This is a genomic window from Achromobacter xylosoxidans (assembly GCF_002192695.1).
Classification (GTDB): Bacteria; Pseudomonadota; Gammaproteobacteria; order Burkholderiales; family Burkholderiaceae_B; genus Achromobacter; species Achromobacter xylosoxidans_C.
Map to the genome: position 1 here is coordinate 58,867 of NZ_MTLG01000084.1, position 25,891 is coordinate 84,757.

At 66.6% G+C, this 25,891-nt stretch carries 32 protein-coding genes; 11 read left to right on the forward strand and 21 right to left on the reverse strand.

What is annotated here, in order from left to right; genetic code table 11:
* Window position 1: 1 nt before the first annotated feature.
* Entirely contained in the window at window positions 2-982 is a 981-nt protein-coding gene (locus BRO63_RS20385) for a GlxA family transcriptional regulator (protein WP_088141550.1), read from the reverse strand.
* A gap of 171 nt (window positions 983-1,153) precedes the next feature.
* Between BRO63_RS20385 and BRO63_RS20390 the strand changes: the two genes are divergently transcribed.
* On the forward strand, window positions 1,154-1,510 hold the full coding sequence (locus tag BRO63_RS20390; protein WP_088141551.1) for a DUF1428 domain-containing protein: 357 nt from the start codon (window positions 1,154-1,156) through the stop codon (window positions 1,508-1,510).
* 52 nt (window positions 1,511-1,562) lie between these two features.
* Window positions 1,563-2,066, forward strand: a complete 504-nt coding sequence (locus tag BRO63_RS20395) for a VOC family protein (RefSeq protein WP_088141552.1) — start codon at window positions 1,563-1,565, stop codon at window positions 2,064-2,066.
* Here BRO63_RS20395 and BRO63_RS20400 read toward each other — a convergent pair.
* Window positions 2,063-2,584, reverse strand: coding sequence for a DUF1993 domain-containing protein (locus BRO63_RS20400; protein WP_088141553.1), 522 nt, complete (start codon window positions 2,582-2,584; stop codon window positions 2,063-2,065). The genes BRO63_RS20395 and BRO63_RS20400 overlap by 4 nt on opposite strands.
* Window positions 2,585-2,696: 112 nt before the next feature.
* The gene (locus BRO63_RS20405) at window positions 2,697-3,779 is read right to left on the reverse strand and encodes an extracellular catalytic domain type 1 short-chain-length polyhydroxyalkanoate depolymerase (RefSeq protein WP_088141554.1); all 1,083 of its coding nucleotides are present in this window, start codon (window positions 3,777-3,779) and stop codon (window positions 2,697-2,699) included.
* Window positions 3,780-3,989: 210 nt separating this feature from the next.
* Here BRO63_RS20405 and trhA point away from each other — a divergent pair, with 210 nt between their 5' ends.
* Complete coding sequence (gene trhA, locus BRO63_RS20410; RefSeq protein ID WP_088141555.1) at window positions 3,990-4,634, forward strand: PAQR family membrane homeostasis protein TrhA; 645 nt, start codon at window positions 3,990-3,992, stop codon at window positions 4,632-4,634.
* Between the two features lie 19 nt (window positions 4,635-4,653).
* Here the strand turns inward: trhA and BRO63_RS20415 are convergent, their stop codons facing one another.
* Window positions 4,654-5,841 (reverse strand): FAD-dependent oxidoreductase, encoded by a 1,188-nt coding sequence (locus tag BRO63_RS20415; protein WP_373557787.1) that lies wholly within the window; start codon window positions 5,839-5,841, stop codon window positions 4,654-4,656.
* A 63-nt stretch (window positions 5,842-5,904) separates the two neighbouring features.
* On the reverse strand, window positions 5,905-6,672 hold the full coding sequence (locus BRO63_RS20420; RefSeq protein WP_088141556.1) for an AraC family transcriptional regulator: 768 nt from the start codon (window positions 6,670-6,672) through the stop codon (window positions 5,905-5,907).
* 141 nt (window positions 6,673-6,813) lie between these two features.
* Between BRO63_RS20420 and BRO63_RS20425 the strand changes: the two genes are divergently transcribed.
* Together BRO63_RS20425 and BRO63_RS20430 are read left to right on the forward strand one after the other, a co-directional pair.
* Window positions 6,814-7,626 (forward strand): sulfite exporter TauE/SafE family protein, encoded by an 813-nt coding sequence (locus tag BRO63_RS20425; RefSeq protein ID WP_088141557.1) that lies wholly within the window; start codon window positions 6,814-6,816, stop codon window positions 7,624-7,626.
* 211 nt (window positions 7,627-7,837) lie between these two features.
* On the forward strand, window positions 7,838-8,251 hold the full coding sequence (locus tag BRO63_RS20430) for a DUF4168 domain-containing protein (protein ID WP_088141558.1): 414 nt from the start codon (window positions 7,838-7,840) through the stop codon (window positions 8,249-8,251).
* A gap of 40 nt (window positions 8,252-8,291) precedes the next feature.
* Here the strand turns inward: BRO63_RS20430 and BRO63_RS20435 are convergent, their stop codons facing one another.
* The gene (locus BRO63_RS20435; protein ID WP_088141559.1) at window positions 8,292-8,732 is read right to left on the reverse strand and encodes a helix-turn-helix domain-containing protein; all 441 of its coding nucleotides are present in this window, start codon (window positions 8,730-8,732) and stop codon (window positions 8,292-8,294) included.
* A gap of 79 nt (window positions 8,733-8,811) precedes the next feature.
* On the opposite strand from BRO63_RS20435, the gene BRO63_RS20440 reads away from it, so the two are divergent.
* The 4 genes from BRO63_RS20440 (at window position 8,812) to BRO63_RS20455 (ending at window position 11,602) form a co-directional block, all read left to right on the forward strand.
* Window positions 8,812-9,306, forward strand: coding sequence for a DUF2938 domain-containing protein (locus BRO63_RS20440; RefSeq protein ID WP_088141560.1), 495 nt, complete (start codon window positions 8,812-8,814; stop codon window positions 9,304-9,306).
* Between the two features lie 91 nt (window positions 9,307-9,397).
* Window positions 9,398-9,934 carry a GNAT family N-acetyltransferase gene (locus BRO63_RS20445; RefSeq protein WP_088141561.1) on the forward strand — a complete coding sequence of 179 codons (537 nt, stop codon included), beginning with the start codon at window positions 9,398-9,400 and terminating at the stop codon, window positions 9,932-9,934.
* 5 nt (window positions 9,935-9,939) lie between these two features.
* Entirely contained in the window at window positions 9,940-10,791 is an 852-nt protein-coding gene (locus BRO63_RS20450) for an arylamine N-acetyltransferase family protein (RefSeq protein WP_179215170.1), read from the forward strand.
* 109 nt (window positions 10,792-10,900) lie between these two features.
* Complete coding sequence (locus tag BRO63_RS20455) at window positions 10,901-11,602, forward strand: glutathione S-transferase family protein (protein WP_088141663.1); 702 nt, start codon at window positions 10,901-10,903, stop codon at window positions 11,600-11,602.
* Between the two features lie 40 nt (window positions 11,603-11,642).
* On the opposite strand, the gene BRO63_RS20460 is transcribed toward BRO63_RS20455, so the two are convergent.
* The 6 genes from BRO63_RS20460 to BRO63_RS20485 form a co-directional block, all read right to left on the reverse strand.
* Window positions 11,643-12,404 (reverse strand): ABC transporter permease, encoded by a 762-nt coding sequence (locus BRO63_RS20460; protein WP_088141563.1) that lies wholly within the window; start codon window positions 12,402-12,404, stop codon window positions 11,643-11,645.
* Window positions 12,401-13,324: an ABC transporter ATP-binding protein gene (locus tag BRO63_RS20465; RefSeq protein WP_088141564.1), complete on the reverse strand. Its 924-nt coding sequence runs from the start codon at window positions 13,322-13,324 to the stop codon at window positions 12,401-12,403. The genes BRO63_RS20460 and BRO63_RS20465 overlap by 4 nt, the downstream gene beginning before the upstream one ends.
* 104 nt (window positions 13,325-13,428) lie before the next feature.
* Window positions 13,429-14,358 (reverse strand): dihydrodipicolinate synthase family protein, encoded by a 930-nt coding sequence (locus BRO63_RS20470; RefSeq protein ID WP_088141565.1) that lies wholly within the window; start codon window positions 14,356-14,358, stop codon window positions 13,429-13,431.
* Between the two features lie 2 nt (window positions 14,359-14,360).
* Window positions 14,361-15,533, reverse strand: coding sequence for an L-rhamnonate dehydratase (locus tag BRO63_RS20475; RefSeq protein ID WP_088141566.1), 1,173 nt, complete (start codon window positions 15,531-15,533; stop codon window positions 14,361-14,363).
* Between the two features lie 45 nt (window positions 15,534-15,578).
* Complete coding sequence (locus BRO63_RS20480) at window positions 15,579-16,613, reverse strand: 4-hydroxythreonine-4-phosphate dehydrogenase PdxA (protein WP_088141567.1); 1,035 nt, start codon at window positions 16,611-16,613, stop codon at window positions 15,579-15,581.
* A gap of 7 nt (window positions 16,614-16,620) precedes the next feature.
* A complete protein-coding gene (locus BRO63_RS20485) occupies window positions 16,621-17,595 on the reverse strand; it encodes a Bug family tripartite tricarboxylate transporter substrate binding protein (RefSeq protein ID WP_088141568.1) in 975 nt (324 codons plus the stop codon).
* A gap of 126 nt (window positions 17,596-17,721) precedes the next feature.
* Here BRO63_RS20485 and BRO63_RS20490 point away from each other — a divergent pair, with 126 nt between their 5' ends.
* Window positions 17,722-18,654 carry a LysR family transcriptional regulator gene (locus BRO63_RS20490; RefSeq protein ID WP_088141569.1) on the forward strand — a complete coding sequence of 311 codons (933 nt, stop codon included), beginning with the start codon at window positions 17,722-17,724 and terminating at the stop codon, window positions 18,652-18,654.
* Window positions 18,655-18,764: 110 nt separating this feature from the next.
* On the forward strand, window positions 18,765-19,106 hold the full coding sequence (locus tag BRO63_RS20495; protein WP_059372471.1) for a zinc ribbon domain-containing protein YjdM: 342 nt from the start codon (window positions 18,765-18,767) through the stop codon (window positions 19,104-19,106).
* 46 nt (window positions 19,107-19,152) lie between these two features.
* Here BRO63_RS20495 and BRO63_RS20500 read toward each other — a convergent pair whose 3' ends face one another.
* The 9 genes from BRO63_RS20500 to BRO63_RS20540 all read right to left on the reverse strand — a co-directional run bounded on the left by BRO63_RS20500 (window position 19,153) and on the right by BRO63_RS20540 (window position 25,849).
* Window positions 19,153-19,389 (reverse strand): hypothetical protein, encoded by a 237-nt coding sequence (locus BRO63_RS20500; RefSeq protein WP_054452851.1) that lies wholly within the window; start codon window positions 19,387-19,389, stop codon window positions 19,153-19,155.
* A 16-nt stretch (window positions 19,390-19,405) separates the two neighbouring features.
* Window positions 19,406-19,615 carry a FixH family protein gene (locus tag BRO63_RS20505; protein ID WP_088141664.1) on the reverse strand — a complete coding sequence of 70 codons (210 nt, stop codon included), beginning with the start codon at window positions 19,613-19,615 and terminating at the stop codon, window positions 19,406-19,408.
* A 20-nt stretch (window positions 19,616-19,635) separates the two neighbouring features.
* Window positions 19,636-21,126, reverse strand: a complete 1,491-nt coding sequence (ccoG, locus tag BRO63_RS20510) for a cytochrome c oxidase accessory protein CcoG (RefSeq protein WP_088141570.1) — start codon at window positions 21,124-21,126, stop codon at window positions 19,636-19,638.
* Window positions 21,127-21,202: 76 nt separating this feature from the next.
* Window positions 21,203-22,162 carry a cytochrome-c oxidase, cbb3-type subunit III gene (gene ccoP, locus BRO63_RS20515; RefSeq protein ID WP_088141571.1) on the reverse strand — a complete coding sequence of 320 codons (960 nt, stop codon included), beginning with the start codon at window positions 22,160-22,162 and terminating at the stop codon, window positions 21,203-21,205.
* Window positions 22,159-22,335 carry a cbb3-type cytochrome oxidase subunit 3 gene (locus BRO63_RS20520; RefSeq protein ID WP_088141572.1) on the reverse strand — a complete coding sequence of 59 codons (177 nt, stop codon included), beginning with the start codon at window positions 22,333-22,335 and terminating at the stop codon, window positions 22,159-22,161. Before BRO63_RS20520 ends, ccoP begins: the two co-directional genes overlap by 4 nt.
* Before the next feature lie 2 nt (window positions 22,336-22,337).
* Window positions 22,338-23,069 (reverse strand): cytochrome-c oxidase, cbb3-type subunit II, encoded by a 732-nt coding sequence (gene ccoO, locus BRO63_RS20525; protein WP_088141573.1) that lies wholly within the window; start codon window positions 23,067-23,069, stop codon window positions 22,338-22,340.
* A 10-nt stretch (window positions 23,070-23,079) separates the two neighbouring features.
* Entirely contained in the window at window positions 23,080-24,567 is a 1,488-nt protein-coding gene (gene ccoN, locus BRO63_RS20530) for a cytochrome-c oxidase, cbb3-type subunit I (protein WP_054452861.1), read from the reverse strand.
* A gap of 149 nt (window positions 24,568-24,716) precedes the next feature.
* Window positions 24,717-24,878, reverse strand: coding sequence for a cbb3-type cytochrome oxidase assembly protein CcoS (gene ccoS, locus BRO63_RS20535; protein ID WP_042794347.1), 162 nt, complete (start codon window positions 24,876-24,878; stop codon window positions 24,717-24,719).
* Complete coding sequence (locus tag BRO63_RS20540; protein WP_088141574.1) at window positions 24,875-25,849, reverse strand: P-type ATPase; 975 nt, start codon at window positions 25,847-25,849, stop codon at window positions 24,875-24,877. Before BRO63_RS20540 ends, ccoS begins: the two co-directional genes overlap by 4 nt.
* Between the last annotated feature and the right edge of the window lie 42 nt (window positions 25,850-25,891).

Here is a 25,891-nt window from a genome sequence, read left to right on the forward strand (position 1 = left end):
GCTACTGGAAGTGGTAGCGCTCCCGGTAGCCCACTGGCGACATGCCGCAGTACTTGTTGAAGATGTCGCGAAAGGCCTTGGTGTCGTTGTAGCCGACTTCATACATGACTTCGGCCACGCTCTTGCGCGAAGTTTCCAGACGCTTCTTGGCGGCTTCCACGCGCACCCGCTGCACGTACTCGACAATGCTGTTGCCGGTGGCCTGGCGAAAGCGCCGCTCCAGCGTGCGGCGCCCCATGGCATGGCGGTCCGCCAGTTCCTCGACGGTGATCTTTTCCGTGTAGCGGCCTTCGATGTAGTCCTGCACCGCGCGCACGACCTCGTCGGCGTGGGCTTTCTGTCCCACGAACACAGAGAACGGCAACTGGCTCTGCCGGCTCCAGTCCAGCTGGAAGTACTTGGCGCACCAGATGGCGGTGTCGCGGTCGGTGTATTTTTCGATCAGGTGCAGCACCAGGTGCGCGGCGGAGAACGCGCCGCCGCTGGTGTAGATGCCGTTGTCCGCCATGACGACGCGGTCGCTGACCCATTGCACGCTGGGAAACAGGCTGGCGTAGAGGTTCTGCGCCACCCAGTGGACCACCGCCTGCTGGCCGTCCAGGACGCCGCCCGCCGCCAGCAACGCGGCGCCCATGCACAGGCTGGCGACCTCGCCGCCCTCGCGGTGATGGCGCGACAGCCATTCGATCAGTTCGCGGTTGGACAGCACCGCGTCGGACACCGAGCCCAGCAGCGGCGGCGCGATGCAGATGTCGATGTCGTGGGCATCGGCCAGGACCATGTCGGCCTGCACCGTGATGCGGCCCTGGTCCAGCCGGACTTCGCGGGTCAGGGCCAGGGTGCGTACCGTGAACCTGGGTTCGCGCCCGTGCGCAATCAGGTATTCATTGGCGACCAGGAAGCCATGCCGCGCGGTTTCCAGCGAGGCGATGTTCGCCCCCAGGGGCAGTAGGAAGGCGACGTTTTTCATCCTGCAAAGCATACGCCTGCCAGCTGTCGCAATCCACCCTCAAGATTGTCGCAATCGCCTATCTGAAATCGCCGCCGATCCCGATACAGTGACACTTACCGGAATGAGATCCGGGGTAGCGCCAGGGGCGGCTTGCGGGGCGTCCTGGCGCGGAACAGAACAACGTGGATCAAGGAGTTACTGATGGAAAAGTATGTAGACGGCTTCCTTCTGCCCGTGCCCAAGGCCAACCTCGAAGCCTACCGGAAGATGGCGCAGCAGGCGCAGACAGTCTGGCTGGAGCACGGCGCGCTGGATTACCGCGAATGCGTGGCGGAAGAAATCGACAAGGAAGGCGCCGGCTCGTTCAGCGCCGCCGCGGGCGCGCGCGAGGGGGAAACAGTGGTGTTCGCCTGGATCACCTACGCCAGCAAGGCGGATCGCGACCGGATCAACGCCAAGGTCATGGCGGACCCGCGCCTGGCCGAGAACTGCTGCGAAGGCGTATTCGATTTCAAGCGCATGTGCTGGGGCGGCTTCACCACTCTGGTAGGCAACTGAGGCGGCGGGATCCGTTCCCGCCCGTTCAAACGGAACAATCTGGAGATACCTCATGGCAAATCCTGCAAGCAAACCCATCCCCGAAGGCATGCACACGCTCACCCCGCACATCGTGTGCGAAGGCGCGGCGCAGGCCATCGACTTCTACAAGAAAGCCTTCAACGCCGAGGAGCTGGCCCGGCTGCCCGGCCCCAACGGCAAGATCATGCATGCCGCCATACGCATCGGCGATTCGGTCATGATGCTGATGGACGACTTCCCCGAATGGGGCAGCCTGGGCCCGAAGGCGCTCAAGGGCACCCCCGTCACCCTGCACCTGTACGTGGCCGACGTGGACGCCGCCATGAAACAGGCGGTGGCGGCCGGGGCCCAGGTGACCATGCCCGTGGCGGACATGTTCTGGGGCGACCGCTACGGCCAGGTGGTCGACCCTTGCGGGCACCGCTGGTCCATCGCCACGCACAAGTTCGACCTGACGCCGCAGGAAGTGCAGGAGAACATGGCGAAGATGGGCCCGATGGAAGGCTGCGGCGACCCCTCAAAGAAACAGGGTTAAGCGGCCTGCTGCGAATACGGCCCCAGGAAATCCAGCTTGCCGACCTTCACCCCCGCGTGGCGCAGGATGGCGTAGGCGGTCGTGACGTGGAAGTAGAAGTTCGGCAGCGCGAACGTCAGCAGGTAGTCGTCGCCGCGGAACTCCTGCTTGAAGTCGCCGAACGCCAGCGACACCTTGCGGCCTTCGGCGCCGTCCAGCCGGTCCGCCGGCACGTCCTGCAGATACGCGAGGGTGGCGGCGATGCGCTGCTGCAATTGCTCGAAGGTGGTTTCCTCATCCGGAAACTTGGGCGCTTCCACCCGCGACAGGCGCTGCACCGCGAACTTGGACGCGTCGCTGGCGCGCTGGATCTGGCCGCTCAGCGGATACATGTCCGGCGCCAACCGGGCATTGATGAGTTCGGCCGGATCCATGCCGGCGGCGGCGGCGTGGTCGGCGCCCTTTTGCAGCAACGCGGCCAGCACGTTCAGGCCGCGGACGAAGGCAGGCACGCTGGCCTGGTACATGGAAAGTGACATGGCGGGGACTCCGGTCAGGGACGAGACGGCAGGCGCGGGACGCGCCGGCGCGCCGGGAATACGCTGATCTTACTGCCGGGGCCGGGACGAGGACGGGGGCTGCCCGCCGGGCCTATTCCCCCTGCCCACGGACCGCGCGGCGCTGCGTCTGGAAGAAGCGCCAGATCAGCGCCGAGGCGTCCGGCCCGCTGCGCGCGTGATAGCGCACCGAGGCATCACCGCCGCTCCAGGCATGTTCCAGCAGCGTGATTTCGCATAGCCGCAGCACCGTGCGGCTGCCGCGCAGCATATCGACGCGGCGATAGGATTTATCCGTCCCCAAGCCCAGCACGCGCTCGACCGGCACGCTTTCGGGCGGCAGATCGTTCACGGCGCGGAACTGTTCGAACAATTGTTTGGCATTGCGCGGCGCCACCGTCGGATCCAGCTGTCCCTGCAAGATCATGGCGGGCATGCCGAGCCGGAAGACCGCCGGGTCCGCAACCTTTTCCAGCAAGGGCAGCAGCGGCTTGAGCGCGCCGCGCCGCATCGTGCCGATGCCGCCAGTGGCGCTGTGGGCATCGCCCGCCACCGGCCCGGAATGCATGGCCACGGCGGCGATCAGGCGCGGATGGCGCAAGGCCACCAGCGCGGCCATGCCGGCCCCGGCCGACAGGCCCGCGATGTAGACGCGTTCGGGATCCAGCGCATGCCGGGCGCATTCCGCGCGGATCAGCGCGGCGATCAGGTCGGCTTCCGCCCCGCCATGCGCGTCGTCCGGCTGGAACCAGCGCCAGCAGCGCTGCACCTGCCGGGTCATGGACTGCTGCGGATAGAGCACCATGAAGCCGCCCGCGTCGGCCCATTGGTTCATGCGCGAACCACGGGCGAACGACAGCGCCGTCTGCCTGCAGCCATGCAGCATCACCACCAGCGGCATGCCGGCGCGCGGCGCGGCAGCGGGCGTGTAGCGCGCGTACGTCAGGCGGCGGCCATGGCCGTCGGAAAACTGGCGGGAGGCTTCCCAGCGGCCCGCCCCCAGCGAAGGCGCGGCGGCGCTGCGGGAAGCGGAGGCTGCGGCGGGCTTGGCCGCGCGGCGCTTGGGCGCGCCGCGCTTCTTGGCGGCCTTGGGCGTGGCCATGCGCATTGCGGCGCGCTGCAGCTTGCCGATCTTCTTCGCGGCCTTGAAAAACAAATTGGTAAAACTGCGCGCCATTGCTAGGCCTCGGCCAGTAAACCTGCGTTTGCTTGCGCGCTGAATGTATCACAGAGTAACTTGCAGGCAGCGCTTTCGGGGCGCCGGTACGCCGGTCGATTTGCAGTAGATCAAACGGGTGGCGCGTCGGCCGCGGCCGGCCCGCCTGGCGCCTTGAGCCGCCGCGCCAAAGCGCCTAAGGTGTACACCTGAACCAACCAAGACGCATTCATGTTCCCCAACGACAGACCCCAGACCCTGGGCGAGGAAATCGCCAACTCCATCAGCCACGGCGTCGGCGCCGCGGGCGCCGTGGCCTCCGCCCCCATCCTGATCCTGGCCGCCGTGCGCCAAGGCGACGCCGCCTTCATTGCGGGGGCCGCCGTCTTCGCCGCGACGATGTGCCTGCTGTACCTGGCATCCACCATCTATCACGCACTGCCCAAGAGCCGCGCCAAACAGCTCTTCAACGTGCTGGACCACTCCGCCATCTATCTGCTGATCGCGGGCACCTACACGCCCTTCGCGCTGGGCGCCCTGCGCGGACCCTGGGGTTGGACCCTGTTCGGCCTGGTCTGGGGCATGGCCCTGCTGGGCGTGGGGCTGAAAGCCAGCAAGCGGCTCAACCGCCCGGCCATCTCCACGGGCCTGTACCTGGCGATGGGCTGGCTGGTGATCATCGCGGTCAATCCGCTGATCGAGCGCGTGCCCACGGGCGGCCTGTGGTGGCTGGTGGCCGGCGGGCTGGCCTATACCGGCGGCGTGGTGTTCTTCGTGCTCGACAACCGCTGGCGCTACAGCCACTTCATCTGGCATCTGTTCGTGCTGGCCGGCACGGTGTGCCACTTCTTCGCCGTGCTCTGGTACGCGGCCTGAAGGCCGCCCGCAAGGCGGCTCAGCCGCGGCCCGGGCCCTTGGGCTGCGGCAAGGCCAGCAGGCCGCGCTTCATCATCGATTTCACGCCGGGCACGAGCAGCCCGCCGCCGAACGCCAGGTCGCGCCACAGTCCCGGGCCCGAGGCCTGGAAACATGGCGTCAGCGCGCGGCTGAGCGTCTGGTACAGGCGCGAAGGCAGCAGGCGGCTGCGGGCATAGCGCGCCGGTCCCGCCGCAGCGCCATGCTGCCCCAGGGCCTGCGCCAGCGCCAACGCATCCAGCACCGCCAGCGTCGTTCCCAAGCCCAGCTGCGGGCTCATCGCGTGGCCTGCGTCGCCCACGGCGCAGTACGGGCCTGCCGCCAAGCCGCGCGGCCAGGTGTGCCGGTAGGTCGCGACCGCCAGGTCCTCGTGCCGCGCGATCTGCTCGACCACGGGCGCGGCCTCGGGCCACAGGGACAACATGCGATCTTTCCAGGCGCCGATGGGCGCCGCGCGCCATGCTGGCAAGGCATCGTGGCGGATGCTCCAGAACAGCGACAGGCGCACGCCCTGCGGGCCGATCTCGGTGGGCAGCAGGCCCATCATCTCGCGGGTGCCGCGAAACCGCTGCAGCAGCTGCGTCGCGCCGCTCCAGCCGGGCGTCCAGAACTGGCCCCACAACGCGCCCCAGGCATAGACGCGCGAACTGGCCGCCAGCCCGATCTGCTCGCGCAGCGCGGAGGCGGCGCCATCGGCCACCACGAACACATCGAAACTGGACTCGGCCCGGGCCTCGTCCGCGCCGTGCGTCACGTGCGCCCGGCCCTCGCGGGTCGCGAGCGTCGTGACCGGACAGCCGAACGAGAACTCGACGCCCGCCCGCCGCGCGGCCTCGAACAGCACGCCGCCCAGCGCCGCCCGCGTCACCGCCCGCGCGCCGTCGCCGACATAATCGATGTCCACGATCCGCCAGCCGCGATGCGACAGGCCCAGCAAGCGGTCGATCGGCGCGCCCACGTTCAGCGCCGCAACGTCCACGCCCAGCGCCGCCAGCGCGCGCACGCCGGGCGGCTGCAGCAGCAGCCCGGCGCCCAGCGTGGTGAAACCCTGGTGCTTTTCGAAGACGCGCACCTGATGGCCGGCTTGCGCCAGCGCCAGCGCGGCGGCCAATCCGGCGCTGCCCGCGCCGGCGATGCCGATGGATAGCGGCGTATGCGTAGTGATCATGGAATGGCATGGCCCGGCGGCCCGAAGGGGCCGCCACGGGAGCCGGCATAGTACCAATTACCCTCAGCCCTCACGCAGGTACTCCGTGGGCGGACGGCCCAGCACCCGCCGGAACATCGTGGAGAACGCCGCGGGACTCTGGTAGCCGAAATCCAGCGCGATGGCGGTCACCGAGTCGCCCGAGGCCAGCCGCGACAAGGCCAGCACCACGCAGGCGCGCTGGCGCCATTCCGAAAACGCCATGCCCGTCTGCTGGCGGAAATGGCGGCTGAACGTGCGCGGACTCATGTGCAGGCGCCCAGCCCAGGCTTGCGGCGCGGCGCGCGCGTCCGGCGCGGCGATGAAGGCCTTGCACAAGGGCGCCAGGCGCCTGTCGCGCGGCAGCGGGATATGCAGGGGCAGCACAGGCGCGCGCTCGACCTCGTGCAGCAGCAAGGACGCCAGCGCGCCGTCGCGCCCTGCTTCATCGTAGGCCGCCGGCATGTCCACCGCGTCCAGCAGCAGTTGGCGCAACAGCGGCGACACCTCGATCACCTCGCAGGCTTCCCGGTCCGCGCGCGCCGCCCCCGGTTCGATATAGGCGCTGCGCGTGCTGACATCCAGCATGCGGACCTGATGCGTCACGCCTGCCGGGATCCACACCGCGCGCTGCGGCGGCACCACCCAATTGCCGTCGCGCGTGACCACCTGCATGACGCCAGTGGCGCCATACAGCAGTTGGGCCCGGCGGTGCGCATGGGCCGGCAACAGCCGGCCGGGCGGATAGTCGTTGCCGATGGCGACGACGGCGCGGTCCAGGTGGTCGTAGCGGTCGATGTGGGTATTGCGCATGGTCGGAGGCTCATGGCCTGTTCAAGCCGCTTGTACGGCGACGAGTCGATTGGCCGAAACTCGAACATTATTGTCTCATCCTCGAAAGCGGGCCAATGCCGGCCGCCGTATCGTGACGTTTTCCCCTGGAAGGACGCAGCAATGCTTTATCTGGTTCTGGCCCTGTTCGGCTGCTTGAGCGGCGTGACGACCGTGCTGTTCGGCTTTGGCGGCGGCTTTGTCGTGGTGCCCGTGCTGTACGCGGCATTGACCGCCGCGCACGGCGCGCACGACGCCATCGGCCTGGCGGCCATGCACATCGCGGTGGCCACATCCACCTGCGTCATGATCGTGAATTCGGTGGCGGCCACGCGCAAGCACCAGCGCGCCGGCAATATCCTGCGCGCCTACGTCTGGCCCCTGGCCGGCTTCATCGCGGCGGGAGCGGCGCTGGGCGCGCTCGCCGCCACCCGAGCCAGCGGCGACTTCGTGCGCTACGCCTTCATCGCCTACCTCGGCGTGACCATCCTGGACTGCCTGCTGCGCCAGGGCTTCATGGCGCAGGGCGACGGGCGGCCCCGGCCGCTGGAACGCGGCGTCCTGGTAGGCGGCGGGGTGATCATCGGCGCGGTCGCCGCCTTCCTGGGCGTAGGCGGCAGCGTCATGACCGTGCCGCTGCTGCGCCGCCGCGGCCTGCCCATGGCCAAGGCGGCGGCCATGGCCAATCCGCTGACGCTGCCGGTAGCGGTGGTGGGAACGCTGGCCTACATGGCCGCGGCTGGCGGTCTGGCCGAACCGCTGGCGCCCTGGATCGTGGGCTACGTGGACCTGCTGGCCTTCGCCGCGCTGGCGCTGGGGTCGCTGGCCGGCATCCGGCTGGCCGCGCCGCTGATCCCGCGCATCCCGGACCGCCTGCACGCCCGCGTCTACGTGCTGCTGCTGGCGCTGGTGATGCTGAGCATGCTGATCGTGTAGGACCTGTCCCGCATAAAATTTAAGGAAACATCGCGGCCAGCAGCGACTACGAAACCGCGCAAAACGTTTCCGCCGCGCCCCGGGGGACTCCCTCCCGGGTCGCGCGCCCATCCCGTGGCCTGCCGACACAGGAAAACACATCGCGAAACTTGCCCCCATGCCGGCCGGGTCGTCATCATGGCCCGACATTCAACCGGAACAAGGAGGTTTCATGCAGCGTTCCACTTATGCATTCCTGTCCGCCGCCGTGCTGGCGACGGCGCTGTCCGGTGCTCCCGCCCTTGCGCAGCAAGCCAGCCAGCCGCAAGGCCAGGCCCAGGCTCAACCGCGCATGGCGCCCCCGCCCGCGATCCAGCCGACCGACCAGCAATTGCAGCGTTTCGCTTCGGCATCGCAGAAGATTTCCGGCGTCGTCGACGAATACCGCCCCAAGGTCGACGCCGCCAAGACGGATGCCGCCAAGCAGAAGGTCGTTGAGGAAGCCGACGCCAAGATGGTCAAGCTGGTCCAGGCCGACGGCCTGAGCGTCGAGGAATTCAACGGCATCGGCCAGGCCATACAGCAGGACCCCCAGCTCAAGCAACGTTTGATGAGCATGGGCAAGGGCGCCCCCGCCGCGAAGTAGGGTAAGGCTCTCCGAGAGCCAGTGTTGGCGCCATCCGTCCTCAAGGACGGATGGCGTTTTTTTGCTTTGCGGCGGCCGTCGCCGTCCTGCCCTGTTTCACCCTGCCCGCTGCCGCCTTCAGCAGGCGCTGGAAAGTCGGGCATTGCGCATGGTTGGGCGCGGGACATACCGCGGCATGGCGCAAGCCCTGGCTCATGGCCCGCAGGCGCTTGATGGTCGCGTCTATGCCGTCGGCCTTGTCCAGCAGCAACTGCCTGTCCACCCGCAGCGCGCCCTCGGGCGAGAGCATGGCCTGGATCTCGTCCAGCGACAGGCCGCCGGCCTGCCCCAGCGCGATCAGCGCCAATTGATCCAGCACGCCGGGCGCAAAACGCCGGCGCTCGCCGGCGGCGCTGACCGCCGTGATCAAGCCCCTGTTTTCATAGAAGCGCAGCGTGGAGGCCGGCAGGCTCGTGCGCCGGACGACTTCAGAAATATCCATGGCGCCTTCCTTGACTTGAAGTTGACTTCAACTTCTATCATGCCTGCAAACGATGCGGTCATCAATGGAAGGATAGGACATGGAATCGACGGAATTGGCGGTACGAGTGGTTTTGATCGGGATCGGCGCGACGGTCGTTATGGACCTGTGGGGCATGGTCCAGAAAGCGCTGGGCATGCCCACGCTGGGCTACGCACTGGTCGGCCGGTGGGCCGGCCACCTGCGCCGGGGCAAGCTTACCCACGCCAATATCGGCCGGGCCGAGCCCATAGCGGGCGAGTCGGCGCTGGGGTGGACGATCCACTACGCAGTGGGCCTGGCCTTCGCCGCGCTGCTGGTCCGCATCCAGGGCCCGGCATGGCTGCGCGATCCCACATGGCTGCCCGCCCTGGCGGTGGGCCTGGCGACGGTCGTCATGCCCTTCTTCGTCATGCAACCCGCCATGGGCGCGGGGTTTGCCGCGTCGCGCACACCCACGCCCTGGAAGAACCGCCTACGCAGCTTGGTGACGCATGCGGTGTTTGGCTGCGGGCTCTACTTGTCCGCCGCCCTCCTCACGCTGGTGTGGAACTGACCGCGGATCGCGCCCAGGCTCCAGTCGGCGCATCTATGATGACGTCTGTTCGGAACACCCCAAGCCACAAGAACCTGGAGGAGTTGTGACCTTGACGACAAAAGAAGCAAGCCAGCTGACGATCCGCCGCGCAAGCGTGGAAGATGCCCCCGCGGTATTGCGGGTATTCGACGAAGTGATCGCCTGGTTCGTGGATATGGGCAATGAGGGACAATGGGGCAGCGAACCCTGGTCGGCCTTGCCCAAGCGCATCGCCAACGTGACCGAAGCCTGCGCGCTGCCCGGGGCATGGATCGCCGAGGAACCGGGCGGGGGCATCCACGGCGCGCTGGTGCTGGGCGCCTCCATGCCTTATGTGCCTGCGGCGACCGAGCCGGAAATCTACGTAAGGTTGCTGGTCGCCTCGCGCCACGAACACGCGCGCGGCCTCGGCCGGCGCCTGCTGGCATTTGCCGATGGCCAGGCGCGCGCCGCCGGCGTGGAACGAATGCGCGTGGACTGCTACGGCGGCGGCAGCGGCGCCCTGGTGCGCTTCTACGAATCCTGCGGCTACGAACGGATTTCGACCTTCGACGTGAATGGCTGGCCCGGCCAATTATTAGGCCGCAACCTTGGTGACCTTGAATGACCGCAATTCCAGACTCAGCATTCCTGGACCGCTATTTTGGCCGCATCGGCTATCGCGGCCCTGCCGAGCCCACGCTCGACGTCTTGCGGCAGCTCCATCTGCTGCATCCGCAAGCCATCCCGTTTGAAAACCTGGCGCCGTACTCTGGCCGCAGCGTTGCGCTGGACTTGGAGGCCATCGCCGAAAAGATGTTCACGCAACGGCGCGGCGGATACTGCTTCGAGCACAACACGCTGCTGCTCGCGGTATTGCGGCAGATGGGCTTTCATGTCACCCCGCTGATCGCACGGGTGCGCTGGCAAGTGCCGGCGGAAATCCATACGGGACTGACCCACATGCTATTGCGCGTGGAACTGGAGGGCCGCAGCTGGTTCGTCGACGTGGCCTTCGGATCCACCACGCAGACCGCTCCCCTGGCATTCCTGCCTGACGTTCCCCAAGCCACGCCCCACGGCACTTTCCGCGTCGCCCAGGCCGAGGGCGAGCTGAGCCTGGATTTCCAGACCTTGAGCGGCTGGCAGACCGTGTATCGCTTTACGCTGGAGCCCGCGGCGGATGTGGATTTCGAAATCGGCAACTGGTACACCTCGACGCACCCCCAGTCCGTTTTCCTGAACAGCCTGCTGGTCAGCCGCACCCAGCCCGGCGCCCGCGAACTGATGGTGAACGACACCTACATCCGCCGCGACAACGCCGGCGACCTGCAGAAATATCGCTATGCCGATGCCGCCAGCTGGGCGGATTGCCTGCGCGTACGTTTTGGCCTCGATCTTGGCCGGGACGAGGCCGCCGGCCTGTTCCAACGCGTGCTGGCGCAAAGCCATGGCGCAGCCAGCGCCGAACTCGCGCCAGGCTGATCCATCGGACGGTGAAGGCGCGGGGCTGGCCCCCGCCGCCATGGGTCCTGCGCAACCGGTTATCCTGTTTCCGGTTTCCCTCACCGACACGCAGAAGGAGCGCAGCATCTTGACCCCGGATCTCACTCTCTATGACCTGGCGGGCGCAGACGCCTCGCTGCGCTTCAGCCCGCATTGCTGGAAGACCCACATGGCCCTGGCCCACAAGGGCCTGGCCGCCACGACCGTGCCCTGGCGCTTCACCGAAAAGGAAGCCATAGACTTTTCCGGCCAGAAGCTGGTGCCGGTGCTGGTGCATGGCGAGCACGTCGTCAGTGATTCCTGGCAGATCGCGTGCTACCTGGAAGACACCTTTCCCGAACGGCCCTCGTTGTTCGGCGGCGCGAGCGGCCGCGCCCTGAGCCTGTTCGTGAATTCATGGTCGGACACCACCCTGGTGCCCACGCTGGCGCGGCTGCTGCTGCCCAGCATCCACGGCCTGATCCACGAAAAAGACCGGGACTATTTCCGCGCCACGCGGGAAAAGCGCTTCGGCAGGCTGGAAGACCTGCCCGCGGGCTATGAGGACCAGACCGCCGCGCTGCGCGCGGCGCTGCTGCCCTTGCGGCAGATGCTGGGCAAGCAGCCCTATCTGGCCGGTCAGCAGCCGGCCTATGCCGACTATGCGGTGTTCGGCATGTTCATGTGGGCGCGCTGCACCAGCACGCTGGAACTGCTGGCCGAGGACGATCCGGTCCATGCCTGGCGCGAGCGGCTGCTCGACGCCTTCGGCGGCCTGGCCCGCCGCGCGCCGACGACGGCGCAATCCTGAGGCCTTGGCCCTCGTCCGGCGCCTGCTGCGCCGGACGGGCTCAGGTCTTCAGCCGGTAGCCGGTCTTGAAGATCCAGCGCACGCCAATCAGGCAGGCCAGCAGGAACACCAGCGTCATGCCCACGCTGACGCCCAGGCTGACGTCCGCCACGCCATAAAAGGCCCAGCGAAAGCCGCTGACCAGATACACCACCGGGTTGAACAGGGTCGCGGTCTGCCAGAACGGCGGCAGCATCTTGATGGAATAGAAGGTGCCGCCCAGGAACGTCAACGGCGTGATGATCATCAGCGGGATGATCTGCAGCTTTTCGAAGCCGTCGGCCCAGATGCCGATGATGAAGCCGAACAGGCTGAAGGTCACGGCCGTCAGCACCAGGAAGCCCAGCATCCAGAACGGATGCGCGACCTCGAACGAGACGAAGAGCCGCGCCGTGGCCAGCATGATGAGCCCCAGGATGATGGACTTGCTGGCGGCGGCCCCGACGTAGCCCATGACGATCTCCACGTAGGAGATGGGCGCCGAGTGGATTTCGTAGATGGTGCCCGAGAAGCGCGGCATGTAGATGCCGAAGGACGCGTTGGCGATGCTTTGCGTCAGCAGCGACAGCATGATCATGCCGGGCACGATGAAGGCGCCGTAGCTCACGCCGTCGATCTCGACCATGTGCGAGCCGATGGCGGAACCGAACACCACGAAATACAGCGAGGTGGAGATCACGGGCGACAGCACGCTCTGCATCAGCGTGCGCCAAGCGCGGGCCATTTCAAACAGGTAGATAGCGCGGATGGCGTAGAAGTTCATGATTGACCGTGCACCAGGCTGACAAAGATATCCTCGAGCGAGCTTTCCGACGAATTCAGGTCGGTGAATTCGATCTCCAGCCGCGAGAGCTCGTGCAGCAGCCGGGAGATTTCCCCGCCGCCCTGGTTATCGTAGGTGTAGACCAGCTTGTGGCCGTTGTCGGAGAGTTCCAGTTGAAAGGCGTCCAGCGCCGTGGGAATGCCGGGCAGCGGCGCCTTCAGGGTCAGCGCCAGCTGGCGCTTGCCCAGCTTGGCCATCAGCGCGTTCTTCTCTTCGACCAGGATGATCTCGCCCTTGCGGATCACGCCGATGCGGTCGGCCATTTCCTGGGCTTCCTCGATGTAGTGCGTGGTGAGGATGATGGTGACGCCGCTTTCGCGCAGCCGCCGCACCATTTCCCACATGCCGCGCCGCAGTTCGACGTCCACGCCGGCGGTGGGCTCGTCCAGGAACAGGATGGCGGGTTCGTGCGACAGCGCCTTGGCGATCATGACGCGGCGCTTCATGCCGCCCGACAGCGCCATGATGCGGCTGTCCTTCTTGTCCCACAGGGACAGGTCGCGCAGCACTTTCTCGATATAAGCGTGGTCGGTCGGCTTGCCGAACAGGCCGCGGCTGAAGTTGACGGTGTTCCAGACGCTCTCGAACGCGTCGGTGGAGATTTCCTGCGGCACCAGGCCGATCTTGGCGCGGGCCGCGCGGAACTCCGCGACGATGTCGTGGCCATCGGCCAGCACGCGGCCGGCGGTGGGATTGACGATGCCGCAGATGATGCTGATCAGCGTGGTCTTGCCCGCGCCGTTGGGCCCGAGCAGGGCGAAGATCTCGCCGCGCCGGATGTCCAGGTTCACGCTCTTGAGCGCCTGGAATCCGGATCCGTACCGTTTGGATAGATCCTGAACTGAAATGACCGGCTGCACACGCGCCCCCGACTGGATGGATAGCCAGGGATTTTAACCGTCACGCGTGACAGGCTTGTTCAGCGTGACGGAACAGTGTGTTTGGCGGGCTGCGCAATCCCTGCTCAACGCCCCCAGCGCAGGACCAGGGGATCCAGGCGGCTTGCGATCTCCAGCAGGCCCTGCCGGACCTCTGCGCGCATGGCCGGCCACGGGTGCCGCGGCGCATCGCAGGCGATCACGCCGCCGGCCTTCATCAAGGCCTTGGCCGTGAGGATGCCGCCCTGCCGGTTTTCGTAGTTGATCAGGGGCAGCCAGCGTTCGTACAGGCGGTAGGCCTCGTCCCGCTTGCCGGCGCGGTGGGCCTCGATGATGGGGCGCAGGCCGTCGGCGAAGCCGCCGCCGGTCATGGAGCCCGTGGCGCCGGCGTCCAGGTCGGGCAGCAGGGTGATGGCTTCCTCGCCGTCCCAGGGCCCTTCCACGGCCTCGCCACCCAGCGCGATCAGGTCGCGCAGCTTGGAGGCCGCGCCCGCCGTCTCGATCTTGAAGTAGGCGACGTGCTCGATCTCGCGCGCCATCCGCGCCAGCGCCGCGGCCGACAACGGCGTGCCCGCCACCGGCGCGTCCTGGATCATGATGGGGATATCCACCGCGTCCGACACGCGCTGGAAGAATCCCGCCACCTGTTCCTCGGACACGCGGATGGTGGCGCCGTGGTACGGCGGCATGATCATCAGCATGGCGGCGCCCTGCTCCTGCGCGCGCCGGCTGCGCGCGGCGCAGACCTGGGTGCTGAAGTGGGTGGTGGTCACGATGACCGGCACGCGGCCGGCGACGTGCTCCAGGATGGTCCGCGTCAGGATCTCGCGCTCGTCGTCAGACAGCACGAACTGCTCGGAGAAGTTGGCCAGGATGCAGAGGCCGTCCACCCCCGAGTCGATCATGAAATCCACCGCGCGCTTCTGGCTGGGCAGGTCCAGCTCGCCAGACTCGGTGAAGGGGGTGGGCACGACCGGGAATATGCCGCGATAGCGCGGGTTCTGGTAGGTAGCCATGGTTACTCGATGATGTTGAAGTCTTTGAGGTATTCGGTCTTCAGCGTCAGGCCCAGGCCGGGCTTGTCGTCGTCCAGGTCGATGAAGCCTTCCTTGGCCACCGGCTCGCCGTCGAAGATGTAATAGAACAGCTCGTTGCCGACCTCCACGTCGAACATGGGGAAGTACTCGCTCATGGGCGAGGCCAGCGTGCTCATGGTCAGGTGGTAGTTGTGCATCTGGCCGGCATGCGGCACCACCGGCACGCTGTAGGCCTCGCACAGCGCGTTGATCTTGTGCGCCGCCGTGATTCCGCCGACGCGGTTGGTGTCGTACTGCACCACCGACACCGCCTTGCGGTCCAGCAGCTGCTTGAAGCCGTAAAGCGAGAATTCGTGTTCGCCGCCGGAGATCGGAATCGAGGTCAGCTGGTTCAGTTCCGCATAGCCGTCGATGTCGTCGGCGATGACGGGCTCCTCCAGCCAGCGCGGCTCGAACTTCTCCAGCTTGGGCAGGATGCGCTTGGCGTATTCCAGGTTCCAGCCCATGTAGCACTCCAGCATCAGGTCGGTGTCGTAGCCGATCACCTCGCGCACCGCCGCCACCGATTTCAGGTTCTCCGACACGCCCTGCTGCAGATGCGCCGGACCGTAGCCGAAGCGCATCTTGAAGGCCGTGAAGCCCTGGTCCAGATAGGTCTGGGCCTCTTCCTGCATGGCCTTCAGGTCGGTGCGGTAGAGCTTGGAGTAGTAGACCGGGATCTTCTCCTTGGTGCGGCCGCCCAGCAGCTTGAAGACAGGCTTGTTCACCGACTTGCCCAGGATGTCCCAGATGGCCAGGTCCACCGCCGAAATCGCGGCCATGGTCACGCCCTTGCGGCCCCAGGCGTGGGTCGAGCGGTACATGCGCTGCCACAGGTATTCGTAGTCCCAGGGATCCTGCCCGATCACCAGCGGGGCCAGGTACTGGTCGATGATGGCCTTGGCCACGCGCGGCGCCAGCGCCACGTTGCCCAGGCCCACGATGCCGTCGTCCGTCTCCACCTCGACCACGGTCCAGCCGTGGAAGCGGAAGGTGCTCATGGTTTCCTGCTTGGAGTACAGCAGGTCCATGGCGTTGGAGCAGAAATTACCCTGCGGCGGCACGGTCTTGCCGGTCCACTCGTAGACGCGGGCGCGGACGGATTTGATCTTCATGAGGATTTCCTGCTTGGAGTAAGGGTATGGAATGAAAGCCGCGGATCAGCCCGCCTGCGTCCGCGAGGCGCGGTGCGACAGGCCCATGCGGCAGGCGATGAGGAAGGCCTGCCAGGTGGCGTCCAGATTGGCGCGGCCCTGGCCGGCGATGTCGTAGGCGGTGCCGTGGGCCGGCGTGGTGATGGGAATGGGCAGGCCGCCCTGCACCGTCACGCCGCGCGAGAAGCCCAGCAGCTTGATCGCGATCTGGCCCTGGTCGTGGTACATGGTGACGATGGCCTGGAACTCGCCGGCCTGGGCCTTCAGGAAGATGGTGTCGGCGGGGAACGGCCCCTGCACCGGCAGCCCCTCTTCATTCAGTTGCCGCACGGCGGGCGCGATGATGTCCACCTCTTCGCGCCCGCAGGTGCCGCCGTCGCCGCCATGCGGATTGAAGGCCGCCACCGCCACGCGCGGCTCGGCAATGCCATTGGCCTGCAGCGAACGGTAAATCAGCCTCGTCGCGTCCTTGATGCAGTCGATGCTGAGCGCCGCTGCCGCGTCCTTCAGCGGGATATGCGAAGACACGCGCGAGGTCCACAGGTCGCCCAGCGTGTTGAATTCGCAGAAGTACCCGGTCACGCCCAGGTACTTCGCGAAGTGATGCAGCTCGTCGTCATGCCCCAGGCCGCCCAGCTTCATGGCGTACTTGTTCAGGGGCGCGAAACAGATGGCGTCGACGTGGCCGTCGCGCGCCGCGTCCATGCAGGCATTGAGCACCCGCAGCACCGACGCGCCGCCCGCCGCCTCGGCCTGGCCCACATGCACCTGGCCGGGTTCGATGGTATCCACCCCCAGCCAGGCGGGCGCGCCGGTGTCCGGCCGGCCGCGCACCGCCTCGATGCGGTCCACGGGCTGGGTGGCGACCTGCACACCCGCCACCCGCTGGCCTTCGCGCCACAGCCACTCGTCGCCCACCAGCACGATGTTCGCCCGCTGCGTGGCTTCGGGCCTGGCCAACAGGCGGGCGATCAGTTCGGCGCCGATGCCGGCGGGGTCGCCCAGGGTCAGGGCGATGACGGGTTTCTGCTGCGTGCTCATGTCTGGGTCATTCCACGGAAATGTTGTTCTTCTTGATGACGCCGGCGTAGCGCTGGTTCTCGCTCTTGTGGAACTGCGCGAACTGCTCCTGGCTCATCGGGTTGATGTCGGCGCCGATCGCCTGCAGGCGGGCCTGCGTGTCGGGCAGGGCCAGGATGCCGTTGACGGCGTCATGGATGCGTTTCTGGTTGGCGGCAGGCGTGCCGCTGGGCATGTAGACGCCGTACCAGGCGCTCATTTCCACGCCGGGCACGCCGGCCTCGGCCATGGTTGGCACGTCGGGCAGCTGGGCGTTGCGCTTGGCGCTCAGCACGGCCAGCGCGCGCACCTTGCCGCTCTTGATGTGGGGGATCACGGAAGACGCGGTCTCGAACGCGATCTGCACCTGCCCGCCCATCAGGTCCACCAGCGCCGGGCCGCTGCCGCGGTACGGAATGTGGATCATCTGCACGCCGGTGGCGTCCTTGAACAGTTCGGCGGCGATGTGCTGGGTGCTACCCGAGCCGCTGCTGGCGAAGTTGTAGGTGCCAGGCTTGCTCTTGAGCAGCGCGATCAGTTCCTGCACCGACTTGGCCGGCACGTCGTTGTTGACCACCAGGATGTTGGGCACGGCGCCCACGAACACCACCGGCGTCAGGTCGCGGTCGTTGTCATAACCCAGTTTCAGCAGGTGCGGCGCGATGGCGTGGGCGGTAGAGACCCCCATCACCATGGTGTGGCCGTCCGTGGACTTGGCGGCCAGGTCGGCCGCCAGCGTGTTGGACGCGCCCGGCTTGTTCTCGACCACCACGGTCTGCTTGAGCAAGGGCCCGAGCTTGTCGGCCACGGCGCGCGCCATGGCGTCGGTGCCACCGCCCGGCGCGGACCCCACCAGCAGGCGCAGGGGCTTGTTGGGCCAGTCGGCGGTCTGCGCCTGGACGGGCGCCAGAGCCGACAGGCACAGGGCGCCGGCCGCCATCGCGGCCAATAGCCGAGTCTTCATGGTTGTCTCCTTGGTTGATGTTTTTTGCCCTTGCAGGGGCAATCTTTTGTGGGTCCATCTTAGAAAGAAGCGCTGTTTCCGTAAAATGAAACTTTTGCACCAATCGTTCACCTGAGGCGATCAATCATGGAACGCGCGATCCACGTCCCTTCCCTGCTGGCCCGGCTGCGCATGCGGCAGATCGTCCTGCTGCTGGCGATCGAGGAACGCGGCACGCTGCGCGCGGCCGCCAGCCAGCTCAACATGACCCAGTCGGCTGCCAGCAAGATGCTGCACGAACTGGAACTGGCCATCGGCCAGCCGCTATACGGACGGGTCGGCCGCGGACTGGCGCTGACCGCGGCGGGCGAATGCGTAATGGGGTATTTCCGGGGCATGCGCGGCACGGTCTCGTCGCTGGCCCGCGAACTGGAGGAACTGCGCCTGGGCAGCGCGGGCAAGCTATTCATCGGCAGCATCATGGCGGCCTCGCCCGGCCACCTGACCGATGCCCTGCTGCGCCTGAAACAGACCTATCCGCTGCTGGCGGTGGAGATCTCCACCGGCACCAGCGACCTGCTGATCGGCCGCATGAACGAAGGCAAGCTGGACGTGGTGATAGGCCGCATGCTGACGCTGTCGGACAGCCAGTACGTCTTTCGCCCGATCGGCGACGAGGCGCTGTCGGTGATCGCGGCGGTGGACCATCCGCTGGCCGGCCGCAAGCGCGTGGCCTTCGAGGCCATGCTGGACTACCCCTGGGTGTTGCAGCCGCATGGCAGTCCGATGCGCGACGTCATCGAACAGGAGTTCCGCTCGCACAACGCCGCCACGCCCAAGGGCCTGATCGAATCGGCGTCGATCCTGACCACGACCAACCTGGCAATGAAATCGACGATGCTGGGCGTAATTCCGGAATCAGTGGCCAGCCGTTACGCGGCGCATGGCCTGCTGGCGATACTGCCCTACCAGATCCGGCAGAGCCTCACGGCCTTCGGCAGCATCGTGCCCCGCGACCGCCCGCTGAGCGCAGCGGCGCGCCATTTCGTGGGCTTGCTGCATGGCGACGCAACAGCTTGAGAGCGCGCAATGCCAAGGGGGGGAAACGCCTGCGGCACAGGGAAAAACAGCATGCAGAGCAGTACAATCGCGTGTTGCGCATCGCGCGTTTTTTACACTGAGGTCCACACGTGAGCGCACTGCCCGCCTGTCCCAAATGCCAGTCCGAATACACCTATGAAGACGGCGCTCTCTACGTCTGCCCGGAATGCGCGCATGAATGGCCGGCGCAAGCCGCGGAGTCCGCCGATGAAGCCGCGCGCGTCTACCGCGATTCGGCCGGCAATGTGCTGCAGGACGGCGACACCGTCACCGTCATCAAGGACCTGAAACTCAAGGGTTCCGGTGGCGTGGTCAAGATGGGCACCAAGGTCAAGGGCATCCGCCTGGTCGATGGCGACCACGACATCGATTGCAAGATCGACGGCTTCGGGGCGATGAGCCTGAAGTCGGAGTTCGTGAAGAAGGTATAAGCCGCCGCTTGCGACGGCCCCGGGCCGCGGCAACGCCGCGCCCCGGCTACAGGTCCTCGGGTTCCTCCGCCTTGGGCATCAGGTACGCGGTCAGCGTGCTGGACAGTCCGGCCATGACCCACAACACGAAGAAAGACACGGTATAGAAACCGGTGCGTCCGGTAGGCACGTGGCCGAAGATCGCCACGTCCAGCGGATCGATCAGGGCGAAGATCAGCGCGCTCCCCGCCGCGGCCGCCATGAAGGACGGCCACAGGATCCACATCAATGATCGCAAGCCCATCTGTTGTTCTCCCGGGTTACGGATTGGCGCTGGACGCCGCCTGCTCGATGACCAGGCCGCGCTTGACCACGCCTTCCTGGATCGGCTGACTGCTGAAGTTGGTGAACGCAAAGTAGATCGTGATGAAGCAGCCTATCATGGCCGCGAACGGGCCGGCCATCAGGATCCAGGGCCAGGGCTCGCGGTACCAGGGTTTGGCGGTCTTGGCGGGTTGGGCGGCGGTCATGGGCATGTCCTCTTCAGTGTTCAGTCGGGTACGTAGAAGCTGGCGGGCTCGTCGGTTTCGGCAGGACGGTTCTCGCCGTCCTGGCCGCGCGCGCGCAGCGTGATGGCATGGGCGCCGGGTTCGGCGCCGGCCGGCGCGCGGATCACCATGGGCACCAGCTTGTTGGCCGCGGCCTCGACGTCGACCGTGTCCGAGCCCTGCTGGCCCATCATCACCTTCAGGCCGGGCATGCCCTCGGCCGAGAGCTGCAGGCGCATCGGCTGGTCGGAGGTATTGATGATCTGCAAGCGATACACGTTTTCGATCATGCCGCCGGCCACTTCGCGTCCCAGCGCGCCGCGGTCGCGGATCACGTCCACGCGCAAGGGATTGCGCATGGCCAGGGACGCCACGAAAGCGATCGCCAACGCCAGGATCAGCGTGCCGTAGATCAGCACGCGCGGACGCAGCAGATGGGAGCGCGCGCTCTTGGCGGACAGTCCGTCCAGCATGGCGCGTTCCGAGGTGTAGCGGATCAGGCCGGGCTCGTACTGCATCTTGTCCATGACCTGTTCGCAGGCGTCGATACAGGCGCCGCAGCCTATGCACATGTATTGCAGGCCGTCGCGGATGTCGATGCCGGTCGGACAGACCTGCACGCACAAGCTGCAATCAACGCAATCGCCCAGGCCGGCGGCCTTGTGGTCCACCTTGCGCGAGCGGCCGCCGCGCGGATCGCCGCGGCGCTTGTCGTAGGTGACCACGAAGGTGTCGGGATCCACCATCACGCTCTGGAAGCGCGCGTAGGGGCACATGTACTTGCACACGGATTCGCGCATGAAGCCGGCGTTGCCCCAGGTGGCAAAGCCGTAGAACAGCATCCAGAACCACTGCCAGGGGCCGAGTTGCAGCGCGAACAGCTCATGGCCCAGTTCGCGGATGGGCGCGAAATAGCCGATGAAGGTGGAACCCGTCCACCAGGCCAGCGCGATCCACAGGAAATGCTTGGTGAGCTTCAGGCGCGCCTTGCGCCAGGTCCAGGGCGATTCGTCCAGGCGGATGCGCGCGACGCGGTCGCCTTCGACCTTGCGCTCGATCCACATGAAGATCTCGGTGTAGACGGTCTGCGGACAGGCGTAGCCGCAGAACAGTCGTCCCGCCACCGCGGTGAACAGGAACAGCGCCAGCGCCGAAATCACCAGCAGCACCGCCAGGTAGACCACGTCCTGCGGCCACAGCACCAGGCCGAAGAGATAGAACTTGCGCGCGCCCAGGTCGAACAGCACGGCCTGGCGGCCGTTCCATTGCAGCCACGGCAGGCCGTAGAAAACCAGCTGGGTCAGAAAGACAAAGGCGATGCGCCAGCGGGCGAAGATACCGCTCACGGACCGCGGGTAGATCTTGCTGCGCACGCCCGCCAGCGTCTGCTCCAGGGTTTCCGTGCCCGGACGCGGCGGCCTCACGTGCGGCCGCCAGGGCGGCGGGTCACCGTCAGGCGAATTGCCGACCCTTGCGGCTGACCCATCTTCCATTTGCTGCTCCCTGCTGTATGTCCAGTGATATGGGGGCCACGCCAGGCGCGGCCCCCAAACAAACGCTGTAAAGCCTTTACTTCGTTGCCGGCGTGGCGCTTGCCGGCGCGGCGCTCGCCGTCGCTTCGGGCTTGTTCGACAAGCCCCAGACCCAGGCCGTCAGGATCTTGATCTGCTCCGGCGTCAGGATGTCGCCATGCGCCGGCATGCGGTTGTCGCGGCCGTCGAGAATGGTCTTGACGATGGTGGCTTCCGAGCTGCCGTAGAGCCAGACGTCGTCCGTCAGGTTGGGCGCGCCCAGCGCCTGGTTGCCCTTGCCGTCGACGCCGTGACAGGCCACGCAATAGTTGGCGAACTCGCGCTTGCCGCGGAACACGCGCACCGGATCGGCCGTGAGGCCCGACAGCGAACGCACGTACTGGGCGATGTCCGCCGCCGTCTTGGCATCAATCGCGGCCTTCCAGGGCGGCATCACGCCCACGCGGCCTTGCGTGATGGTCTGCGTGATGGCTTCGGGCGAGCCGCCATGCAGCCAGTCGCCGTCGGCCAGGTTGGGGAAGCTGGGGCCGCCCTTGGCGTCCGAGCCATGGCATTGCGCGCAGGTGTTCAGGAACAGGCGCTGGCCGATTTCGCGGGCGCCCGGATCCTGGGCGATCTGCGGAATGTCCATGGTTTCAAAGCGCGCGTAGATCGGACGCACGGCCTCGGCCATCTTGGCCTGCTGCCTGGCGACTTCCTCCGTGCTGCTATAGCCCAGCTGGCCCTTGTATTCGCCCAGGCCAGGCATGAAGAACAGATAGCCCAGCGCGAAGGCGCAGGCCAGCAGGTACATCCAGGTCCACCAGCCCGGCACCGGGTTGTTCAGCTCGGTCAGGTCGCCGTCCCAGACGTGGCCCGTGTCCTCGACCTTGCCGTTGGCCGGCTTGGTACTGAGCCAGCGGCGCTGGGTGTACAGCAGCCACACGCACCAGACCACGCCGCCCACGGCGACGATCGAGATGAAATATCCCCAGAAGCCATTGACGAAATCGCTCATGACCGATTCGCTCCATCTTGTTGTCCCTGCCCGAACTCATCGGGCAGTGCGAACGGCAGCATGGCCGATTCGCGGTTGGCGCTCTGGCGGCCGCGCGAGCAGGCCCACCAGACGATGCCGAAGAAAGTTGCCATTGAAATGGCGGTGACGGCCGCGCTCAGGTAGCCCAGCATGGTCAGCCTCCCGCGGCCGCGGGCGCGGCGGCTTGAGTGGCGGGCTGCGCGGCGGACTGGGCGGCCTTCTTGGCCGCTTCCGCCTGCTTGGCCTGCTCGGCCTGCTTGGCCTTGCGCACGCCCACGCCCAGCCCTTGCAGGTAGGCGACCAGCGCGTCTTCCTCGGTCTTGCCTTCGATGGCCTTGGGCGCCGCGGCGATTTCCTCGTCCGTGTAGGGCACGCCCAGCTTGCGCAGGGCGCGCATGCGGTCGCTCACGTTCTCGCCGGTGATGACGGTCTTTTCCAGCCAGGGATAGGCGGGCATGTTGGACTCCGGCACCACCTTGCGCGGGTCGCGCAGGTGGATGCGGTGCCAATCGTCGGAGTAACGCTCGCCCACGCGCGCCAGGTCGGGGCCGGTGCGCTTGGAGCCCCACAGGAACGGATGATCGAAGACCGATTCCGAAGCCACCGAGTACGGGCCGTAGCGCTGCACTTCCGCGGCCAGCACCCGCACCTGCTGCGAGTGGCAGCCGACGCAGCCTTCGCGGATATAGACGTCGCGGCCCATCAGGCGCAGCGGGCTGTAGGGTTCCACGCCCGCGATGGGCTGGGTCGTGCTGTGCTGGAAGAACAGCGGCACGATCTGGACCAGGCCCGCGAAGGACACCACCAGGATGCTGGCGATGATCATCCAGCCGATGTTCTTCTCGAGCGTCTGGTGCGAAAAGAAACCAGATTTATTGTTGGCCATGATGTCCTCGTCAAACAGTGGCCGGCACGGCGGTCGCGGGGACCGGCTGGCGTGCGGCATGGGGATCGTCTTGCGGAATGGCGGGGTTGACCGGCTGCGCGCCGCGCACCGTCATCCACACGTTCCAGGCCATGACGAACACACCCGACAGGAACAAGGTGCCACCCAGCAAACGGATCAGGTAGTACGGCACGCGCGTCTTCAGTTCTTCCACGAAGCTGTAGACCAGGGTGCCGTCGCTGGCGGTATCGCGCCACATCAGGCCCTGCTGCACGCCGGCGATCCACATGGCGGCGATGTACAGCACCACGCCGATGGTGGCGATCCAGAAATGCAGTTCGATGGCCTTGACGCTGTACATCTTCTCGCGGCCATACAGGCGCGGGATCAGGTAGTAGAGCGAGCCGAACGAAATCATGGCGACCCAGCCCAGCGCGCCCGAGTGCACGTGGCCGATGGTCCAGTCCGTGTAGTGCGACAGTGCGTTGACCGTGCGGATCGACATCATCGAGCCTTCGAAGGTCGACATGCCGTAGAACGACAGCGCCGTCACCATGAACTTCAGGATCGGATCGGTGCGCAGCTTGTACCAGGCGCCCTGCAGCGTCATGATGCCGTTGATCATGCCGCCCCAGGACGGCGCCAGCAGGATCAGCGAGAAGGTCATGCCCAGCGACTGGGTCCAGTCCGGCAGCGAGGTGTACAGCAGGTGGTGCGGACCCGCCCACATGTAGGTGAAGGCCAGCGCCCAGAAGTGGACGATGGACAGGCGGTACGAATAGATGGGGCGGCCGGCCTGCTTGGGCACGAAGTAATACATCATGCCCAGGAAGCTGGTGGTCAGGAAGAAGCCCACGGCGTTATGGCCGTACCACCATTGCACCATGGCGTCCTGCACGCCCGAGTAGGCGGAATAGGACTTCCACATCGACACCGGCATTTCGATGTTGTTGAAGATGTGCAGGATGGCGATGGTCAGGATGTACGAGCCGAAGAACCAGTTGGCCACGTAGATGTGCTTGGAACGGCGCTTGATGATGGTGCCGAAGAACACGATGGCGTAGGCCACCCAGACCAGGGTGATCAGGATGTCGATGGGCCATTCGAGTTCGGCGTATTCCTTGCTGCTGGTGAAACCCATGGGCAAGGTGATGGCGGCGGCGACGATGACGATCTGCCAGCCCCAGAACGTGAACGCGGCCAGCGGGCCGCAGAACAGGCGCGCCTGACATGTGCGCTGGACCACGTAGTACGACGTCGTGAACAACGCGCTGCCGCCGAAGGCGAAGATCACTGCGTTGGTGTGCAGCGGGCGCAGGCGGCCGTAGCTCAGCCATGCGGTATCAAAATTCAGCTGCGGCCAGATAAGCTGCGCAGCGAGAAAAACGCCCACGGCCATGCCGACGATGCCCCACACTACCGTCATGAGCGCGAATTGCCTCACGATCTTGTAGTTGAAGGTGTCGGCCTTGCTTGCGATTGCGGCGCAATCGTTCATCGCCCTTCCCCTAAAGTTACAGATAGCTCCAGGCTGCAATGATGGGACTAGTCAAACAAGGCAGCGTTGATCTGGATCAAGCATCTGGTTACACGGTGGGGAACGCGGCGCCGGCGCAACGGGTCCAGGCGCGACATCAAGCGCGCCGCTCAGCCGCGGCTGGCGGGTCCGCTGTCGTCATCAAGCAGGATGGCGCGGCCGGCGTCATCGGTGTCGTCGTACTGGCCGTTGAAAACGGCCCACCACAGCGACACCCCGATGGCCAGCACGAACAGCAGGGACAGGGGCAGGAGCAGATAGAGAATGGTCATTGCGCCGCTTCCAGGGCGGCCGCGGGCGCGGGCGCGCCAGCCCAGTCGCGGCGGCACAGGCGCCACGAGTTGTAGGCGACCGCCAGCGAGGACAGCAGCATGGTGATCGCGGCCAGCCACGGCGTGACCCAGCCGACCAGCGCCAGCGGGGTCATCAGCAGATGCCAGACCACGGAGCCATGCAGGTTCTGGCGAGCCTTGCGCCGCGCCTCATCCAGCAGCTCGTCCAGCGCCGCGTCGGACATATGGGGGTGGGAGGCCAGCGCCGAATGGGCGGAGGCCATGGCGGTGGGCACCGCCATCGACATGGCGCAGGGACAGCTCATCACCAAAAGCGCGACCATCACCGGAATGCTGTGCGCCGGATCGATATAGGCCCAGGCGGCCGCGGCGGCCAGCGCCAGCGCGACCTGGACCATGACGAAGCGCGAGGCCAGCCGGTCGGCGCGCGCGCCCAGCTCCAGGCGCTGCGCCTCCACGCGCTCGTGGCGCAAGCCGCCCGCCGCGCCGCCAAAGGACTGGCGAGCGCATAGTTCCAGATAGCGCGCGGTGAGCAGGAAGGCCACGAACATCGTGACCGAATCGAAATAGACCTCGCCGCGCCCCGTGTAGGTGGCGTGGACGCTGGGAATGAAGGCGGCGACAATGCCCAGGGCCACCGGCACGTCCATGCCGGCGCGGCCATGGCGCAGATTGTCGCCCGCGTGGCGCCAGATCGGCCAGGCCGAATACACCACCACCGGCACGGTCAGCGCAAAGCTGGCCCAGTTCATCAGCACGATCGCCCAGTCCAGCGTTTCCAGCGCATCGGCGGGCATGCTTTCATGCCGCAGGTAGCCGGGCCAGGCGAACATCATCACCTGCATCATCGCCAGCCACGCCAGCGACAGGCGCACCAGCGCATGGCGGCGCTGCTGGCGGTCGGCGTCGGACAGTCCGGCCGGGACGGCGAAGATCGATTTTGCTCGCATGCGCCGATGTTACCCAGCGCGTTACAAAGCCGCCTTGATCTG